The organism is Leptospira weilii serovar Ranarum str. ICFT, from assembly GCF_000332415.1.
Lineage (GTDB): Bacteria > Spirochaetota > Leptospiria > Leptospirales > Leptospiraceae > Leptospira > Leptospira weilii_A.
Genome location: NZ_AOHC02000023.1, coordinates 102,501 through 120,254 on the forward strand (window position 1 = coordinate 102,501; position 17,754 = coordinate 120,254).

Sequence of the window (17,754 nt, forward strand, 5' to 3'; positions counted from 1 at the left end):
AACCGATAGTGAACGGGAGAATTTTCGAGCACGGGATGATTCAAATCCGTAAGATTGCTATAAAGACCTATGTCTCTATGATGGTGGAGCTCCAACGTTTTACTTTGACTCATATTCTTTAATTCTTCCGATTTCTTTCTTTTGCTGTCAAGTGATCTGATATGGAAAATCTCGGAAAAAAATTTCCTTGCCAAGTTATCTGAAATCCTTTGTAGAGAATCCTTGAAAAAAAATTTCTAATCCCGTTTTTTCTTTAAAGCGGACTCCAAAATCCGACAAGGCCCTTTGCACGTTAGATGTCAGCAAGCGGAGATTGGCGTTGGATTTTAGGAGTTACCATGAGATCCATATAAAAAAATGCGAAAGCGATTGAAGCGAGATCAACAAATTGAATGACCGCGAAATTTTGCTTTTCGGAAGACCTTTCAATTTGTTGATCAGAGCAGAAAGCGCGGTCCGGCCGAAACTCAAGCGGATTATTCTTAGATCGGCGCGCCAAGGCCGGATTCGCCCCGCTTCTTACGCCAAACTTACGCTCATAAAAAGAATTGCTTTCGGATTCCACGCTGATAGAATGAGGCCGCCCGACTGATCGGGCCTTTCCCGAAAACAAATTCCCGAACGAGATGAGGAGCTAATTCCGATGCCAACTTTACAGGAATCTCCGGTAAAATTACCGAATTCTAACCCAATAACAACTGCAACCCTTCCTTCCGTGAACAAGACGGAGATAGAACGCGTTTTTAATCTCCAAAAACTACATTTCCATAAAGTAATGAAACTTACCACGGCGAGTCAGCGGATCCAACGTTTGAAAAAACTGAGAGATGCGATTTTTAAATACTCTCCCGAAATCGAAAAAGCGGTGAACGCCGATTTTCGTAAGAACGAAAGAGAAGTGGACATCACCGAAATTATGCCTTCCATTTCGGAAATCAACGACGCGATCAAACACGTTCGTAGATGGATGAAACCCGTGGACGTCAAAACTCCCCTGACCCTCTTCGGCTCCAAAAGCCAAATTCTCTACGAACCTCGCGGGGTCGTTTTGATTATCGGTCCTTGGAACTATCCTTTTTATCTTACATTCGCTCCTCTTGCGGCGGCGATCGCCGCGGGAAACACGGTTCTCATCAAACCTTCCGAGTTCACTCCGGTTACTTCCAATCTGATTCAAAAAATATTAACCGAAGTGTTTCCGAAAGAGGAAGTGGCCGTCTTTGAAGGAGACTATCAAGTCTCGGGCGCTCTCATGGAACTTCCTTTGGATCATATCTTTTTTACGGGAAGCACTCACGTCGGAAAGATCGTGATGACCGCGGCGGCCAAACATCTGACTTCCGTCACTTTGGAGTTAGGCGGTAAATCCCCCGCGATCCTAGATAAAAGCGCGGATATCAAAAAGGCCGCTAAAAAACTCGTTTGGGGAAAAGTGTTAAACGCCGGTCAAACCTGCGTCGCTCCCGATTATCTGCTCATCCCCAAGGATCTCATCCAACCTTTTGTGAAAGAGGCCAAAGCGGTCGTTAAGGAATTTTACGGATCGAAACCCCTCAAGGAAAATCCGGATTTCTGTAGAATCGTAAACGACAAAAACTTCAGCAGAGTTTCCGGTTATATCCACGAAGCCGTTGAAAAAGGGGCTAAGATAGAAATGGGAGGAGACACGGACGCTTCCCAAAATTATATCGAACCCACCCTTTTAAGCAACGTACCTGAAAATTCGAATATTATGGAAGATGAAATCTTCGGTCCGGTTCTTCCTATGATTCCTTATACGAACTTGGACGAGGCGATCGCAAGGATCAATTCCAAACCGAAACCTCTCGCGCTTTACGTCTTCGGTAAAAAGGAACGTGCAATCAAAAAGATTCTGAAGGAAACTTCTTCCGGCGGAGTTGCGGTCAACGACGTGATTCTTCACCTCGCGAATCCGAATCTTCCTTTCGGCGGAGTCAATCATTCCGGTCACGGTAGTTATCACGGTTTTTTCGGATTCAAAGCGTTTTCTCACGAACGTTCCGTTCTTCGTCAGGCGCTTTTGAGTTCGATCGATCTGATGTATCCGCCTTACACGAATTTTGTGAAACGTCTCGTTTCTTTAACGAAAAAGTTCCTCGTTTGAGTTTGAAGTCGTAAAGTACGTAGGACTATCGGGTTCGTTTTTTCGAAACGAAGCCGATTTCGTTTTAAAACATTACGATTTCTTGAAATCCTTTGGAGTTGTCGGGCGACTCCAAAGGATTTTTTTATTCGGTAGGGTCGATTTGTATTTCGTAGGAGAACTTTCGATTTTTAGAAGTTGTTGTTCCCGCGTTGGTCGGATCTTTTTCACCGTCGAACGGCTCCTTCGAAATCCTTTCCGCAATTTCTCGTAGTTCCTTTTCGTTCGGTCCGTACAAGTTCCACTGGATCACATCGGCGCCGAGTAAACGTTTCCAACGCCATTCCAAATCGGAAGCCGCTCGCCGCGGAGCAAAGTCGGTTAAATGAGCAAGTGAAGTTTCGCCTAACTTTGAATTTTCGGTAATCGAATACCACCAAAGAAGAATCGGTTTTTCTCCCGACGGACTTTTCAGTTCCGCCGTTTTTACTCCGTCCCACTCTCCTTGTTCCGTAAAAGAAAAACCGACCGCTTCAAAACAAATTCGAGGATCGTGTCCCGTTCCGATCGCGAACAAATCTCTTTTTAAAATGAGATAATTCTCCCTGGAACGATAAACGGCGATTCTGTGATCGCTTAACGTTGAATTTACGTCGAGATGAAACGTTTCGATCTTAGAAGGCCAGGTATAAGACTTTGCCGTGATAAAACGATTTATAGGCGCTAACGAAATCGCCGTTGATAAAGGAAGAATCAACCACAGAATTTTCGGAGGAGATCGCAAAACTAAATTCGAAAAATTGAATTCGTTTTGTTTCGATTTGGGGAACAACAAAGAGATGAACGCCAGCGGTACGACGATTCCACAAATAAAAAGTATGATTCCGATAAACTCGTGCCTCCAAGAGCCGGCGGGTATTTGAAAGAGAACCAAAACACAAACTCTGAAAAAGTTGGAAAAAAACCAAAACGGAAAAACGAAACAACCTATAAGAATCGCTCCGGTTCGATTGGAGCGAGATATAAACGCCGCCGCGATGAGAGTCGAAGCCAGTCCCATCTTCATTCCTTCACAAACTCGATCTACGACAAACCATTTTCCCTGAAAGAAAATTTGGTTTCCGATCGCATACGCGCTCGCATCCGCAATACGAATGATTTGTACGCTCATCTCGGTGACGATCAAACGAAGTTTGTATCCAAGAAAGAGAGAACCGAATCCGGTAACCGGCGGAATCGTAAAGATTATAAACGGAGCCGGCCAAGTCAATGTGATTCCGCTTATATGCAATACGGCGAGTGCATTCCAAAAGGAACCGATCCATACGAGACTGAGTCTTTGAAAGAAAATGCCGGAGATCACAAAGATGATTCCGGGTAACAACAGCCAATTTTTTTTTCGAATGTTTGTCCCCAAATCCGATCTTTTGGTTATAGAAGATTCCGAAATCTCGGAACCTTGGGTCACACTTTCAAGTTTTCTAATATTTTCTACGTCTTGTGTTTTTTTGTAAAACGGGTTCCGGTTGGAATTTTCACGATTACCCTCGAAACGAATCAAAAGAGGTAGAAACAAAATCGGATACAACTCAAAGACGGAACGAAGGCTGAGTAAGTTTTGTCCGACATGCAACATCGGAACCACACAAACTAAAACCAAAATCCCGACTAAAAAAATCGATTGATCGGACGGCTTCATAAAATCGGTGTTAGACGAATTGTTATGAGGCGAACCGCTTTCGCATTTTAAAGTAAACGACCAAACCGAAAACGATACAAACAAACAACAACCATTCGCCGGGTTCGGGAACCGCGCCCGGAGCTTCCAGTTTACTTTGGCCGAGCGCGGATGCGCCTGCTTTGATTCCGAATCGTTTGTAATCGTTTTCGGTTTCGAGCACGATCAATGTGGAAACGGGTGAAACAACCATCGCGTCTCGCGCTAAGTCTACCAAATCGCCGTTTTCCAGATCCCGATCCAAGAATCGTTTTCCAAGTTGTCGCATTATTTTTCTTTGAATCAACATTCGAACGAGCAGATCGGATCCCGGTCGCCTAACACTCGTTTGATTGGATTTTTCAAGAGTCAACTTCGCATACGGGAGAGAAATGACGTCTTCTTTTTCAAACGGCAATCGAATTCGTTTGTTTTTGAGGATCGTATAAAGTTCGTCTTCATTTTCCGCAACGGATACGACTTGGTTTAGATCGATGAGACTTGCAACGTATTCGGATCGTTTGCCGTTTACGATCGCGATTTTTACGGGTTCCTTTCGTTCTGCCGCGGAGATTTGCATTTTGTAGAAACGATCGGAACCGCGCAGTTCGCCTAACGGTATCGATTGATTTTCTCCCGCAACGATCCAGAGAGGCGTTTTCCCTCCTAATACTTCGGTCGTTGAAAACGTTTCATTGAAATGAAGCGGAAATAAATTGAAGGCAGGAATTTCACATTCGTCCAGGTAACGAATCGCTTTTTCGACGTCTTTTGTGCGAAACCATTCGTTGGTAAGGATCGTAACCGGAATTCCAAACCCGTACATTTTCTTTACTACATTCTTCCACTCCGAACGAGAAAGAGAAGTATTGAGTGCGACCACGATCGTATCGGGTTGAAATTCGACGACTTCCTTTCTTTCGGGAAGCACGTTGTATGTCACACCCGCGGCTGCAATCGTTCCTCCGGGCGGAGTCGCTGGAAAAGAAAAAGACCAACCTTTAAATCCTACGCTTCCGGTCCACTGACGCACTTGAGAATCGGAAACCACTTTTTCTTTGAGAGAAATTCCCGAAGTGGAAAGTTCCATCGGAGCTTTGGAAAACAAATCCACGTTTACGTTTTGATCGGCAAAATCGGCAATCGGGCCTTCGATACGAATTCTTTCGTAACTCAACGTTTCCGTCCCTTGTATCGTATCGTTGTCCGCTTTGAGAGGAGAAACGATTCCGATTCTTACCATCCTATAATTTTCGGGAGTTACGGGAAAAACACGAAGACGCAAACGATTTCCGTCCAGCCATTCGACATACGACGGATCGCGCCTTTCCCTTCCGACGATTTGTTCGTACGCGTTACGCGCCGTTGAACGAAACGTTAATCTTGCCGGCCTTTCCTCTCCGTCGATCCAAAGAGAAAGTTTTGTACAGATGCTTCCCGGTGGAACGGTGATCGTATAAATCGCTTCTTCCGGAGAAGAAGTCCAACGACCTACGCCGATCAACGAATGCGAAGAAGAATTTTCATTATAGATGGAGAGCGTCGTTTCCGTATAAGATACGCGAAGTTCCGGATGGATTTGAACGTGAGAATCGATATCCGTTGTAATGAGTGAATTTCCTCTCCACAATCGATCGAGATACGCATGCGATTTTCCGAATAGAAGGTGCAACATCTTTCCTGCGTCCTCTCCTGTAATGCGAGATTCCGGCTCCGAACGAAAGAGCGAGGAGAAAGTAAGAAATCCTTTTGAGGCAAAATAAGCGAGCGGATCAAACTGACTCTGAGCCGCAAACAAACTTATCTGAGATCTTCGATCGGGTTGCAGAACCATCTCGGTCACGTGATTGACTTTCAAACGAGACGCTTTTTGAACCCATTCCGGTAGATCCCCGTCGATCCGATTGTTTCCTTGGATCGCTTCGGGCTTGGTAAGAATTCGTTCCGCGTGATTCCATTGAATGAAGTAATCAGTGGAATAACCGACGAGCAAAATCGAGGCGGCCAGGATCAAACTCCACGACACTTTCTTTTTATTTTCATCCAGGGAAAAATGAATTTTATGAATCGCTCTTATAAACGCAGTGATCGCGAACAAAGGACCGTAAGGAAGAAACCCGAGACCGCCCATCCAAATTAGAGCCCAACCAAAAATCATAATAGGCGCTAAAACGAGTGCGAAAGAAAACGAAACAAAAATTCCTAAAATCAAAATCGGTTGAAAGAAGAGTAACGCGACTTGCGGCAATCGATCCATAAAAAGTGAAGCGGCAAGGATTGAGAATGAAATCCAAAGCGCCCAGACCGTTCTTTCCGTAAAAGGAGGAAATATCTCGTGATTGAGAACATACGAATTTGTTGCAAAACAAATCGCGGAGACGATCAGAGTAAAAATCAAAAACTGTTTGTAATTTGGAAAGAAAACATACAAGAGAACGGAAAACAATACAAAAAATATGAGCCCAACAAATCCAAAGAAGAAGAAAAATAGAAGCTCGTCATCGCCTCTTCTGAGATGATAACCATATGTAAAAATTTCATAAACGACCGCCGCAAGTAAAATGATTGCGCCGATCGCGGACAACATCCAAACCCACGCGGGTTTCTCGAATGTAAAAATTTTAACTCTGCGTTGAAAGTATTCTTGAATTTTAGTTTGTAGGGTCATGGTGGATCCTTATTTCCCATTCCGCTAAAAAATCTATCAAAATTTTTAGAACCAGTCGCCCTCTTGGGCGCTCATTCTAAAACACTCGGGCGTTTGACCGGATATTTTGTCCGTGCGTATGAAATACTTTTTGTTTTAACAAACGAGATCGGGTTTTTGTTTTTCGAAGCGGCGCAAAAAAGATCGAATGCAAAAAACGTCCGACTCCAAAATATTATAATTTAAGAATATTAAAATTTTTTCAAATTACCGATCCCTACATAATAGAGTATCATAAATTTCGAAACGAATTCCCGCTTTAAAGGCTGAACACTGCTTTAGGTGGTTCTTGAGTAGGAAAATATCAACTTAAAATTACGATCGATATCCCGAACGGGAAACATTTGTTAGCTGGTAAGTTCGCCGACCGGGTGGCCCGTTTCCAATTTTGCGATGAGGCGGATCTCTCTGTCTAAAAACGCGTCGATGAAAGGATTCAGATCCTTGATCTTACTGGACAACTCGTAACCCGCTTCCATCGTTTCCACCAGAGAAGTAGCGCCCACCATGGAAGCGGCGACCTTGATCGGAGCCATTACGAGTTTGATCATAGGAAGTTTGGAAAGCGAAAAAAAGAATTTAAGAGTATTACAGACCATTTGAATCTGAGTTTTTCTTTCGTTGAAACGATTCGCTTCGCCCATTGCGGCGTAAAGATTGTCTCTGGAGATTATACCGTCTTCCATAAGATTATTATCAATCACGACCTTGGCCGTGTCGTAATCCAAAGAGTCCGTTAGACGATTTAGGAGGATGATCTGATGGATGTTTTCGGTCATGGATTTACCCGCGACCGTTTTCAACTTATCATACAGACTTTCTAAGGCGTTATCTCTTTCTTCCTTGTTCGAAGGAGAATATAAATTGAACTCGAAAAAATCCGGGATGCCGTTGTATCCTTTGATGACAAGAAGATCCGAATAAGTTGTGCGAAGCCTCTCGATAGTCGCGCGAACAACCGCTTTACGGGTTAGCTCTAACACATGTTGATCCATTCTTAATTCAGAAACAGATTTCGTAGGCTACGCACCTTAGGTCAATATAAAAATCAATCCTTGACTACGATGACTCCGGATCTAAATTTCGCGGGCAAAAACTTTGTAAGACCTTCCGCCCCTTTTCTGGACGAATCGGCTCCGAATCGTACCGTATAATATCCGTTTCTGGATCTTTTGACGTTTGCTTTTAACTTTTTCGCCGTACCGGAAATTGATTTTGCCAATTCGTCGGCCTTTTCTTTTTCCTTAAACGCCGCTACTTGAAGCGAATATACGGCCGATTTTTCGTCGAATGAAGAAGTTCGTTTTGATTTTTTTTCTTCGTTTCGTTTCGATTTCTTGGAATTTTCGGAATTGTCCGGTTCCTTTACCGAAAGAGTTTCAGGCGCAGTTTTATTTTCCTTTTCAACGTTAGTCGCACTTGCTCCCGATTTTTTAAATTCCACAACTTCCGTAGCGGGTGGAATGTTTTTAAAAGTCACGGATTCCCGGGAGTTGCCGTTCGAGGGGGAATTTACGCTCGCGGCGGGTATTGACGCGGACTCGATCGTGTTATTGCGCTCGGAGAGAATTTGGCCCGGCTCCGAAAAAGGGATGGAACCTTGAACTTCCTGATTTTTGATTTCGTTTAACGTTAACGATTCTTCGCCGGAACCGCCCGCGCTCTTTTTACCGACCGAAACCCCCAAGAAAAAGAAAGAGCAAAGCAGTCCGATTAAGAACATGGAGAGAATTAGAATTCTCTTATTATCCAAATTGATCACATAAAAAATTTTTTCTTTCATAACATTTTTCCCAATAAAGTGGAGTAGAGGTTTTTACATTCTTCTCTGAGAGATTCCAAGTCCCCTCTGTTTCTAACGATATAATCGGCTCTTTTTAACTTTTCCGTAAGAGGAAGTTGGTTTTTGATTCTCGCCAAGACGTCTTCTTTTTTAATCCCGTCCCTCGAAATCGTCCTTAAAATCGATTCTTCCGGATCGGAATCCACGGTTACGGTCGCGTCGCAAAGTGTGTAGGCGTCGGTCTCGAACAACAGGGGAACTTCCCAAATCACCATTTTCCCCCTCGCAGTCGTTTCCAAAATTTTTTGAAAATCATTTCTAACCCTGGGATGAATCAGTCGATTGAGTCCCGCGAGTTTTTCGGGGTTTTTAAAAACGATCTCGGAAATTTTTTTCCGATCCGGTTTATTTTGGGAATCTAAAATTTCCTTTCCTAAAAGTTCCACCAGTTCCGGGAGAATGGGCGAGTCCGGTTCCGTATAACGTTTCGCTAAACGGTCCGCGCTGATCCCGAAACCTCCCAACTCTTCCAAAATTTTAGCGGCGGTGCTTTTGCCGCCTCCGATCATTCCGGTGATTCCAACCAAAAAGGTCTTTTTACCGGAGTCGGTACTCTGCATGGGTTGAGGATAGAGCGCCCGAACAAAAGTACAAGCAAAAAAGAAACTTCCTTCTCGTTTTATACCTGTTCGCTTAACAAAATATGTCTTTGGGCGTATTGTTCATCGTATTCATCCGTGAGACAATTGTATCCGTTATGGCATGTGCCGGAGGAGACAATGAGAAGTTATCGAACATTAGCGAGTGCGGTTGTAGTAGGGTTTCTACTTTTCGGAGTTAACGCCTGCACGAACTCGCAGGACCCCAATCTGCTCTGGCTTTTAAACGCCACACAACCGAACCCGCCTGCCGCGCCGGATGGAGAACAACCTTTTAGCATCGTCATCAACGACGAAACCGCTCCCGTGGATTTCGTTTTCGACACGACAAAAACGGTAAACGTAAACATACAGGTGCTCAGTCCCGAGTCCCCGATCTCCGGAAGTTTAGTACAAGTTTATAATATAGATAATACGGCTCAAAAGTCGATCTTCAGGGCGGTGACTTCGCCGAACGGAGAAGTAAAAGGAAGTTTTACGATCGACGAGGCGACTCATAAGGTTCTGCTCAAAGTGGAAGCCTTCGGCCAACTTTACGAAGCCGAAATACAAATCATCAATGCTTACAGCATTTCCAGAAGAATCACAATCGTGATCAAGGGAAATAACGTAATTCTTCCGGATACGGACAAGGACGGAATCGTGGATCGCGACGACACGTATCCCAACGATCCGACTCGAGCGTCTACGTTTCGTTATCCGACCGAAGGATATTATACGATTTCTTTCGAAGACTTATATCCGAATCAAGGAGACGCGGACTTTAACGACTACAACGTGAGGGTCGTGTTCGAGGAAGATTGGAACGCAAAGGGCGAAGTGGCGAGGGTGCGCGCAAACTTTCTTCACGTCGCCAAAGGGGCCGGATACAATCACACGCTTCATCTTACGATTCCGCAAATCATCGCATCCTCCTATTCCTTGACTCGATACGGATACGACGGTACTACGGTTGAGTCCAACGCGAGCGGGGGCAATTCCTCGATTTCTTCTCTGGAAATTCTTCCTAGATCCAACACAACGATTCCATCTTCGAACACTTCTAGATCCAACACTACTTTCAGAAAGGGAAAGTCCGCGAGTTTGGAAGTCATCTTGCAGAATGCGATCAATCGTGTGACCATAGGTCCCGCTCCGTACGATACTTTTGTAAAAGTGATCAATACGAGTAAGGAAATTCACTTTCCCAAAAGATACTTCGACGCGAGCGGTAAGGATATGTATCTGGATTCCACCGGATTTCCTTGGGCATTGTTGGTTCCCGGAAATTTCCTCTGGCCTTACGAAAGTACGGATATTCGCAAATCGTATCCTTCTTTCAAACCCTGGTACGAATCCCTTGGAAATACGAACCATAACTGGTATCTGACTCCGGTCCTTTCGGAAGTATTTCCGGCAACGAACTAAACTCATTTTCCCGGGATTTTCTTCCCGGGACTTCTTTTTTTCTTTTCTTTCTTCGAGGTCAAACGAAAGTGTTTTAACCTTTTATGCGGGATTTAAAACCTGAAAATCGAAAACGTTCTTCCACTTCGATAAGTTTAAAGTCGGGTCTTTCGCCTAAATTTTTTCTCAACCTTCTCAAGGAAATTTCTCCTATCGTCGCGATCGACGACACGAAAACGATTCTTTTTGCGAACGAATCGTTTCGGAAGGAATTCGCGGGGAGTTCCCGCAATTTGGTCGGTAAGAATCTGTTTCGGATCTTCGATCTGAATCCTGTGGATCAAGAGGAAATGGATTCGAACATTCATCTTTCCAAATGGGGAAAGGTTCAGAACCAAGAGTTCAAAAAACAAAAGATTTATTACGGTTATTCCGTCTTTCGTTTCGGGGAAAGTATCGGAATCATTCTCAAAAACATCACGGAAAACAAAAGGTTGGAAAGAAAAATTGCCAGCCTTCACAGTAAACTTTTACAATCTCAGGAAGAAGAGAGAATTCGGCTTTCCGGAGAATTACACGACGGGGTCGGCCAAACCATTCTCGCGGCCAAACTCAACTTCCAAGCATACAATCGAAATCCGAAAACCTACGAAGCTCAGTTCGATACGGGACTTCTTTTGATCGATAAGGCAAGTCAGGAACTGAGAGATATTTATACGAACTTACATCCTTCCACTCTGCGGGAAATCGGTTTGGAAGCGGCGATCCGCGCTTTGAGTTCGGATTTGTTTCCGTCGATGGACGTGGAGACCGATTTGGACCTCAACCTAAAATCGGATCTGCAACCCGCCGTAGCCAATCAGGTTTTTAGAATCGTTCAGGAAATCTTTCAGAATACGATCAAACATTCCCAAGCGAAAAAAATTCATCTCAAGGTTCATGTCAAAGGGAGGCAGTTGTTGCTGGACGCAAAGGACGACGGAATCGGTTTCCAGGAAAAAAAAGTAAGGGCCAGGTCTTCGGGTTTTGGACTTGAAAATATCCGAAGAAGAGTGGAAGATTTAAACGGTAAATTTAAGATTGATTCTTCAGCCGGGAAAGGAGCCAAGTTTATCATCCGAATTCCCTTAGAAAAAAACAAAAACACGTCCGTCAAAAAAACATGAACACAAAAATATTTTTAGTCGATGATCACGCCATCCTACGAGAAGGGTTGAAGATGATCCTCTCCGGACAACCCGGATTTGAAATCTGCGGCGAATCCGGAGACGCCGAAAAAGCTCTGGAGCAAATCGGTAAATTGAATCCCGACCTCGTTATCACGGATATTTCCATGCCCGGGTTAAGCGGAATCGATCTCGTAAAAAATTTACGAAAACATTATCCGAATATTCGAACCATCATCCTTTCCCGTCACGACAACAAAGAATACGTTCAAAAATTATTGGAACTCGGTATCAACGGTTACGTTTTGAAAGACGACGCCGGTAACGATCTTCTCCGCGCTATCGAGGCGGTTCATAAAGGAGAGACGTATTTAAGCCCCGGAATTACGGCTCATTTTTTGTCCGGTTTTGTGGGTTCCGGAAAACCGGGCGAGGATAACCAGGACGCCAAAAAAGCGTTTTCGGTTCTTTCGGATCGAGAAAGAGAGATTTTAAAACTCGTCGCCGAAGGGAATTCCAACGAATCCATCGGTAATATTCTAAGAATTTCTCCGGCCACCGTGAAAGTTCACCGCGCCAATATCATGAAAAAACTGGATCTTCATAAGGTTGCGGACTTGGTCATGTATGCAATCCGCGCGGGCCTGATCGAGTCGTGATTCGAAACGAAAACCGGCAGCCCCAAGGTTTCTTTTTCGAAAACGAAACGCCCAAACACATTAGAATATCATTCTTTTTTAATTAACATTCCGGATTCGATTTTAAAAAAATTGGATCCCAAGGAGTGGGACTTGCTTTCTCAATTTGAGAATGAGGAACAAAAAGAGATCGAGCCGATCGTGGCTGCATATCACAAACCGGTTCTTTTCTCGGAAATATTATCTTTTGCGGGAGTTCCCACATTTCAGGTTTTGGGACAGGCTTTTAGATTGATTTTTGTTTTGTAGGAACTCCTATTTGGGTTTGAATCTCTTCATTTTGCGGGAACTCCCCCGTTTTCTACTCGAAAAAAATAGGAACTCCTCCAAACTTCTTAAAAGTTTTTGAAGTCAACTGCAAAGTCCCCTAAAAAAGTAGATCCTACATTTCTCGATCCGATTTAGTTGTTACGACAAATTGTTCGGCTAAAAATCTGCTTGCGAGAATCCAAATTTCGTGCTTCGATAAGCGGCTAACGCTCCCTTCTTCAAAATGATGTTTACGTCCGAGTGTCATTTGTCCTAGTTTTTCGATAAAGAAACAACCTTTCGCTCAAATCCCAAATTCGCCAAAAGCCTTAATACATTAAAACATCAAGATATACTAATTAATGATTCATTTCCTTCCAAAGAAGAATAAACCTCTCATGATCCATCGAACCCTACTCGCAATTGTCGGATGCATTTTGATCTGGGTCGGTTGTTACGCAACCTACACCACAAACGCAATCGACGTTGATCCTCCGTTCTCGTTGCCCGTTTTTTTACCCATATTCATTTTAACGCTCTACAGAACCGCTTGGATCTATGACAAGGACATCAACGAACCTTGGGACCTATTGCAGGGATACGATATTTTTCTCGTAATATTGGTTCCCTTGTCATACTCGCTTTTCTTTTTGATTTCGATCAAACCTATTTTCCAAAAAGGCAATCTCTCTTTCTTGATTCCAAAACGTTCTTTGTTTTTACCGATTATCGTATTCCTTTTATCGTGCTTTTACCTGATCATCGCCTGGAAATCCGGAATTCAGTATCGCGGCCTTCCGTATCTGATTTTTATTCTGATCTCCAACGTTGTAGTGTGGGGAATATTACTATTTCTTTATATTTTCAATCGGAAGAATCGATCTTTAATTTCCAATTATTCCTTCCATCTATTGTTTTTCGTTTGGCTGGTCTGGAGATCCTTTCCTTGGCTCTGGGCAAACTTCTAATCAATCTTCTTTTTTAGTTTCAACGTCTCGACACTGGTGAGTAAAACTTGCCGAATCGTACGATTCTTCCCATAAAAATGCATTGACTTTGTTTTCAACTAGTTGTATATTACAACTATATGGGCGAGTTTCAAATCGAAAACACATTGGGCTATCGGATCAATCGTTGTGGAATCGTGATCAAACAGGAATTACGACGTCGTTTTAATAAAAGAGGATATTCCATTACTCCGGAAGAATGGATCATATTGAATCGACTTTGGGAAACGGACGGCCTGACACAAAACGAAATTTCACAAAAGACGATCAAAGATAAGACCACTGTTACTCGTTTCTTAAGTAAAATGGAAAAGGACGGTCTGATACGAAGAAAATCTTCGAACGAAGACCGCCGAGTGAATCATGTTCAACTTTCGACGAAAGGAAAAAAATTGAAGAATCAACTCATTCCTATCGCTCAAGAATTGCTGGAAGCTGCGACTGAGAAAATATCCCCCGAACACTTGCTGGTAACCATTGAGACATTGAAACAAATCGAATTGAATCTATCGAACCAAGGAGTCTTTCAAGAATTGAAGGAGTGAAAACAATGAATGATCAAAAAAGAATCGCGTTTATAAACGCGTTAGTCGCGCTTGTGTTTCTTATCTTTGCCTGCGTTATGGGGTATCGTAATATCGGATGGCCTCCGGTCATTATCATAGGCGGTTCGGGAACTATCGGATTCATCTTATGGTATCGCACGTATCTTTGGAATCCGATTGAACCAAAGGTAATACTGCCCTTATTCATCCTAACCGTCGCAGGTCTGCAAATTCATTTGGTGGAAGAATACTTTACCGGTTTCGGTCCTGCGATGAGCCGTTTGTTCGACATTCCTTGGTCTGAAAAGAGTTTTCTCATGGTTTTTGTTTTTATCGGACCGATCTTCTACACTTTAACAACTCTGGGATTATTTTACAAAGTCAGAATTGCCGGCTTCATCGCGTGGTTTATTTTTATCGGTCCCGGTTTTGCGGAATTCACACATTTCATTTTTCCATTGATCGCTCCTGCGATTCAGCCTGAAAATATCGCAAGTATCGATATGCTCGTCAAAGGAACACTAATAACCAACATGCCGAATTACTATTACGGAACCACGGGACATTATTATTTTTCCGGGATGTGGACCGCCATATTACCGATGATTCCCGGAAGTTACGCGATCTATCGTTTGATCCGTGAAAGTAAAATCGCAAAACCCTGGGGAAAGATCATAACCGAAAAATTAAAAAGTAATTGAGAATTGCTATCGGATTACGACGCCACCCTCCTTCGATGGAAGAAATCGATGGAGGGTAGAGACACATTACGAAAGAACATTAAATCCTCTTAATGTTCTTTTTATATAAAACAACCGGAATTTACAAACGCAGTTTCGCATTCACTCGTTTTGACCGGATGTATTTTGATCCGGTTCGGTTGTTGCGGAACTTATTCGACAAATATAACGATTCCGATCCGCCCCCGCCCTCCTTGTCTGCCTGCTTACCCATAATGACTTTACAAACCGTAAATTCGGAGTTTTTGATTTACATAGAGCCTGTCCCAAAACTCAAAACAATCGCAGAGATTTGCGGCCATTCCGATAAAATCGGACGGTTGGCGGACAAACTCATATGAATTTTCAGAGAGATATTGGCTTCATCCACACATTCATTTTTATTAATATTACTTTTATTAATACATTTACTTTTATTAATTCCGATTCCATTCGGCTTTCTTTTTGATTTCTATGAGACTGAACCTTTCTAAAAAAGATTCAGGTCAAAACTTCTCGATTCCTAAATTTTACTTAACGACGGCGGTCTTCGTTTCCCTTTTATCGGCCTTATATCCAATGGCCGCCCGGGCATCCGATACCGACGGATTCCATATATTACTTTTACGCCACTCTCAGGAACGACAACTTGAATTACATTCTTAATGTTTTATATTTTAAATATACACTTTTACTCGAAAATTATTTTTTTAATCAAATATCTTATTTTTCGCCTTATCCCTTGCAACAAATTCGACTTCTACAAGTAGAAAGGAGTTTCATTTCCTTCTAAACGCATCCATACCTCAAGGGACATTATATATTACTCAAGCATTATATACAGAGATGATATTTTTTGGAATTTTCCATTTTTTTATATGATTCATAGTATAATAACCGCATAAAAAGAACGGAGATATATTAACATGAAGATAAGGCGAAATGTTTTGCGAAAAGAAATTAGAAAAGAACCGAAGAGATTTAAAAAACAGATACTTCTTGTGAGTTATTGTTTGTTTTCATTTCTTCTTTTACGTTGTTTACCCGATAAACAAAACTATAATAATTTACTTATATTTTTGATTGCCACTTCGGATAACAAAAACGTAAATAACGAAAATGTTGACTCTCCGAACTCTAATTCTGCAGATTCAAGTTCGGAGTCTACAAAATCCGCCTCTGCAAGTTCAGAATCATCGAGTTTTGACTCCGCAAGATCCGCTTCTGCAAGTTCAGAATCATCGAGTTTTGACTCCGCAAGATCCGCCTCTGTTAGTTTAGAATCATCGAGTTTTGACTCCGCAAGATCCGCCTCTGTTAGTTTAGAATCATCGAGTTTTGACTCCGCAAGACCCGCCTCTGTTAGTTTAGAATCATCGAGTTTTGACTCCGCAAGCCCCGCCTCTGCAAGTTTAGAATCATCGAGTTTTGGCTCCGCAAGACCCGCCTCTGTTAGTTTAGAATCATCGAGTTTTGACTCCGCAAGACCCGCGCCTGTTGGTGGAGAATCCACAAATGTAGAAATCAAAATTCTAAGCCACAACGTCTCCATGATGTCAGCCGCACTTTCAGGTTGGAAATATTGGGGACAAAACGACAGGGCGGAACGAATCGCGAGTGCGAACTATATAAAAAATCAAGACGTCATCGTGTTTGAAAGGCTTTCCGATAATGAAGCGAGAAAAATTCTCTTAGACGAAATTCGTTTTGAGTATCCGTATCAAACCGATGTCATCGGAAAAACGAAAGATGGTTGGGATGCGACTTTCGGAATTTACAGAGATTCTACGTATGCAGACGGAGGAGTTGTCATCGTAAGTAAATGGCCCATCGAAGAAAGGATACAATACATCTTCAATCAACCCGGATGCGGTCAGGATCAGTATTATCATAAAGGATTCGCTTACGTGAGAATCAACAAAAACGGAAAGAGATTTCATATTATAGGTACTCAAGTTCAAACGGCGGGCGCCGACTGCGCCGATTCGGGAAAGTCCGTAAGAGCGAATCAATTCGACGATATCAGAAATTTTATCGACTCAAAAGGAATCCCGAAGAACGAAACCGTTTTGATCGCCGGAAATTTAAACGTGATCAAAGGTAGTAGCGAATATTCTGATATGCTTATTAGATTGAACACAAACGAACCTACATATGCGGGAGTTCCTTTTACATGGAACACAAAAACAAACGGATTGGCCGCTTTTAAATATCGGACCGAGGCGCCGGCTTATTTGGATTATATACTCGTTTCAAAATCTCACGCCCAACCGCCCGTTTGGCAAAATTTGGCTTACGATCCGATTTCCACAAAAACTTGGAAAAGATCCGACGGATATACAAGCTTCGAATTATCCGATTACTATCCCGTTTACGGTTTTACCTACGCCGATTCCTCCACTCCTACAAAGTCCGGACATAAAAGAAAATACGATCAAGTTTCCTTCGTGTCCACGGCCACCGGGAAAAGAATTCAAGTCGATTCTAAAAAATCGAACGGATGGTTGAAAGCGGATTCGGCGACGGAAACAGGTTTAACAAAATTTAATTTGTTACAGGAAAACAATTCGGATTCAAACCCCTCCTGCATGAAAAGCGGACACGTTCGAATCGAACCTTCGTATTATTTAAATTATTTTTGGAATTGGTGGTACGGCGGCGGAAGCGGTAACTATGGTTATTATCCCGAGTTCAAAAACGGTTCCAATAATATCGAAATCATTAACTTGGACGGAAGATGTCTACAAGACGGAAGTAGAATCGTATTCCAAGATTATGATACGTCTTCGGCAAAGTATTATTATCTCACGGTTTGGGGAAGTGGGAGTTGGAACAATTACCTGTTTCTTTGGAAAAGAACGGTCACTTCGAGAGAAATCTTTTATCTCCGATTGAATTCCTCTCCCGAAAGAGATTGGAGTGGGGATCTAATTTATCGTTAAATTTTCTGAATCCAATTAGGAGGCGTAAAAAATCGCCTCCTTCTTATTTTTGTTTTCTTTATTACTAGGTGT

General features: G+C 42.7%; 16 protein-coding genes (1 of these 16 cut by a window edge). 9 read left to right on the forward strand and 7 right to left on the reverse strand.

The genetic code is table 11. The features are described 5' to 3' along the window. Window positions 1-113: the start of an HDOD domain-containing protein gene (locus LEP1GSC060_RS07400; RefSeq protein ID WP_036095725.1), read on the reverse strand. It extends 1,414 nt beyond the left edge of the window; 113 of the gene's 1,527 nt are visible here — the first part of the coding sequence; the start codon lies at window positions 111-113; its stop codon lies beyond the left edge, outside the window. Window positions 114-643: 530 nt separating this feature from the next. Between LEP1GSC060_RS07400 and LEP1GSC060_RS07410 the strand changes: the two genes are divergently transcribed. Beyond that, the gene (locus LEP1GSC060_RS07410; RefSeq protein WP_003000014.1) at window positions 644-2,125 is read left to right on the forward strand and encodes an aldehyde dehydrogenase family protein; all 1,482 of its coding nucleotides are present in this window, start codon (window positions 644-646) and stop codon (window positions 2,123-2,125) included. Between the two features lie 124 nt (window positions 2,126-2,249). Here the strand turns inward: LEP1GSC060_RS07410 and xrtN are convergent, their stop codons facing one another. The 5 genes from xrtN to coaE all read right to left on the reverse strand — a co-directional run bounded on the left by xrtN (window position 2,250) and on the right by coaE (window position 8,931). Continuing rightward, window positions 2,250-3,803: an exosortase N gene (gene xrtN, locus LEP1GSC060_RS07415; RefSeq protein WP_002999990.1), complete on the reverse strand. Its 1,554-nt coding sequence runs from the start codon at window positions 3,801-3,803 to the stop codon at window positions 2,250-2,252. A gap of 22 nt (window positions 3,804-3,825) precedes the next feature. After that, a complete protein-coding gene (locus tag LEP1GSC060_RS07420) occupies window positions 3,826-6,489 on the reverse strand; it encodes an XrtN system VIT domain-containing protein (RefSeq protein ID WP_002999859.1) in 2,664 nt (887 codons plus the stop codon). Window positions 6,490-6,875: 386 nt separating this feature from the next. Beyond that, a complete protein-coding gene (locus LEP1GSC060_RS07425; RefSeq protein WP_036095706.1) occupies window positions 6,876-7,523 on the reverse strand; it encodes an FFLEELY motif protein in 648 nt (215 codons plus the stop codon). Between the two features lie 53 nt (window positions 7,524-7,576). After that, window positions 7,577-8,311 carry an SPOR domain-containing protein gene (locus LEP1GSC060_RS07430; protein WP_003000011.1) on the reverse strand — a complete coding sequence of 245 codons (735 nt, stop codon included), beginning with the start codon at window positions 8,309-8,311 and terminating at the stop codon, window positions 7,577-7,579. Beyond that, window positions 8,308-8,931, reverse strand: coding sequence for a dephospho-CoA kinase (gene coaE, locus LEP1GSC060_RS07435; protein WP_002999905.1), 624 nt, complete (start codon window positions 8,929-8,931; stop codon window positions 8,308-8,310). Before coaE ends, LEP1GSC060_RS07430 begins: the two co-directional genes overlap by 4 nt. A 159-nt stretch (window positions 8,932-9,090) precedes the next feature. On the opposite strand from coaE, the gene LEP1GSC060_RS07440 reads away from it, so the two are divergent. The 7 genes from LEP1GSC060_RS07440 (at window position 9,091) to LEP1GSC060_RS07465 (ending at window position 14,722) form a co-directional block, all read left to right on the forward strand. Beyond that, window positions 9,091-10,377 (forward strand): LruC domain-containing protein, encoded by a 1,287-nt coding sequence (locus LEP1GSC060_RS07440; protein WP_002999804.1) that lies wholly within the window; start codon window positions 9,091-9,093, stop codon window positions 10,375-10,377. 83 nt (window positions 10,378-10,460) lie between these two features. Then, window positions 10,461-11,522, forward strand: coding sequence for a sensor histidine kinase (locus LEP1GSC060_RS07445; protein WP_003000058.1), 1,062 nt, complete (start codon window positions 10,461-10,463; stop codon window positions 11,520-11,522). Then, a complete protein-coding gene (locus LEP1GSC060_RS07450; protein ID WP_051061413.1) occupies window positions 11,519-12,181 on the forward strand; it encodes a response regulator in 663 nt (220 codons plus the stop codon). The genes LEP1GSC060_RS07445 and LEP1GSC060_RS07450 overlap by 4 nt, the downstream gene beginning before the upstream one ends. 132 nt (window positions 12,182-12,313) lie before the next feature. Next, the gene (locus tag LEP1GSC060_RS19925; RefSeq protein ID WP_002999828.1) at window positions 12,314-12,469 is read left to right on the forward strand and encodes a hypothetical protein; all 156 of its coding nucleotides are present in this window, start codon (window positions 12,314-12,316) and stop codon (window positions 12,467-12,469) included. A 398-nt stretch (window positions 12,470-12,867) separates the two neighbouring features. Then, window positions 12,868-13,437: a hypothetical protein gene (locus LEP1GSC060_RS07455; RefSeq protein WP_155119645.1), complete on the forward strand. Its 570-nt coding sequence runs from the start codon at window positions 12,868-12,870 to the stop codon at window positions 13,435-13,437. 119 nt (window positions 13,438-13,556) lie between these two features. Continuing rightward, window positions 13,557-14,021: a MarR family winged helix-turn-helix transcriptional regulator gene (locus tag LEP1GSC060_RS07460; RefSeq protein WP_002999973.1), complete on the forward strand. Its 465-nt coding sequence runs from the start codon at window positions 13,557-13,559 to the stop codon at window positions 14,019-14,021. Between the two features lie 5 nt (window positions 14,022-14,026). Continuing rightward, a complete protein-coding gene (locus LEP1GSC060_RS07465; protein ID WP_003000131.1) occupies window positions 14,027-14,722 on the forward strand; it encodes a hypothetical protein in 696 nt (231 codons plus the stop codon). A 1,075-nt stretch (window positions 14,723-15,797) separates the two neighbouring features. Here LEP1GSC060_RS07465 and LEP1GSC060_RS20525 read toward each other — a convergent pair. Further along, complete coding sequence (locus LEP1GSC060_RS20525; RefSeq protein WP_080634527.1) at window positions 15,798-16,292, reverse strand: pentapeptide repeat-containing protein; 495 nt, start codon at window positions 16,290-16,292, stop codon at window positions 15,798-15,800. On the opposite strand from LEP1GSC060_RS20525, the gene sph reads away from it, so the two are divergent. Beyond that, window positions 16,291-17,682: a sphingomyelin phosphodiesterase gene (sph, locus tag LEP1GSC060_RS07475; RefSeq protein ID WP_080634528.1), complete on the forward strand. Its 1,392-nt coding sequence runs from the start codon at window positions 16,291-16,293 to the stop codon at window positions 17,680-17,682. The two genes, LEP1GSC060_RS20525 and sph, sit on opposite strands and share 2 nt — an antisense overlap. Window positions 17,683-17,754: the final 72 nt, after the last annotated feature.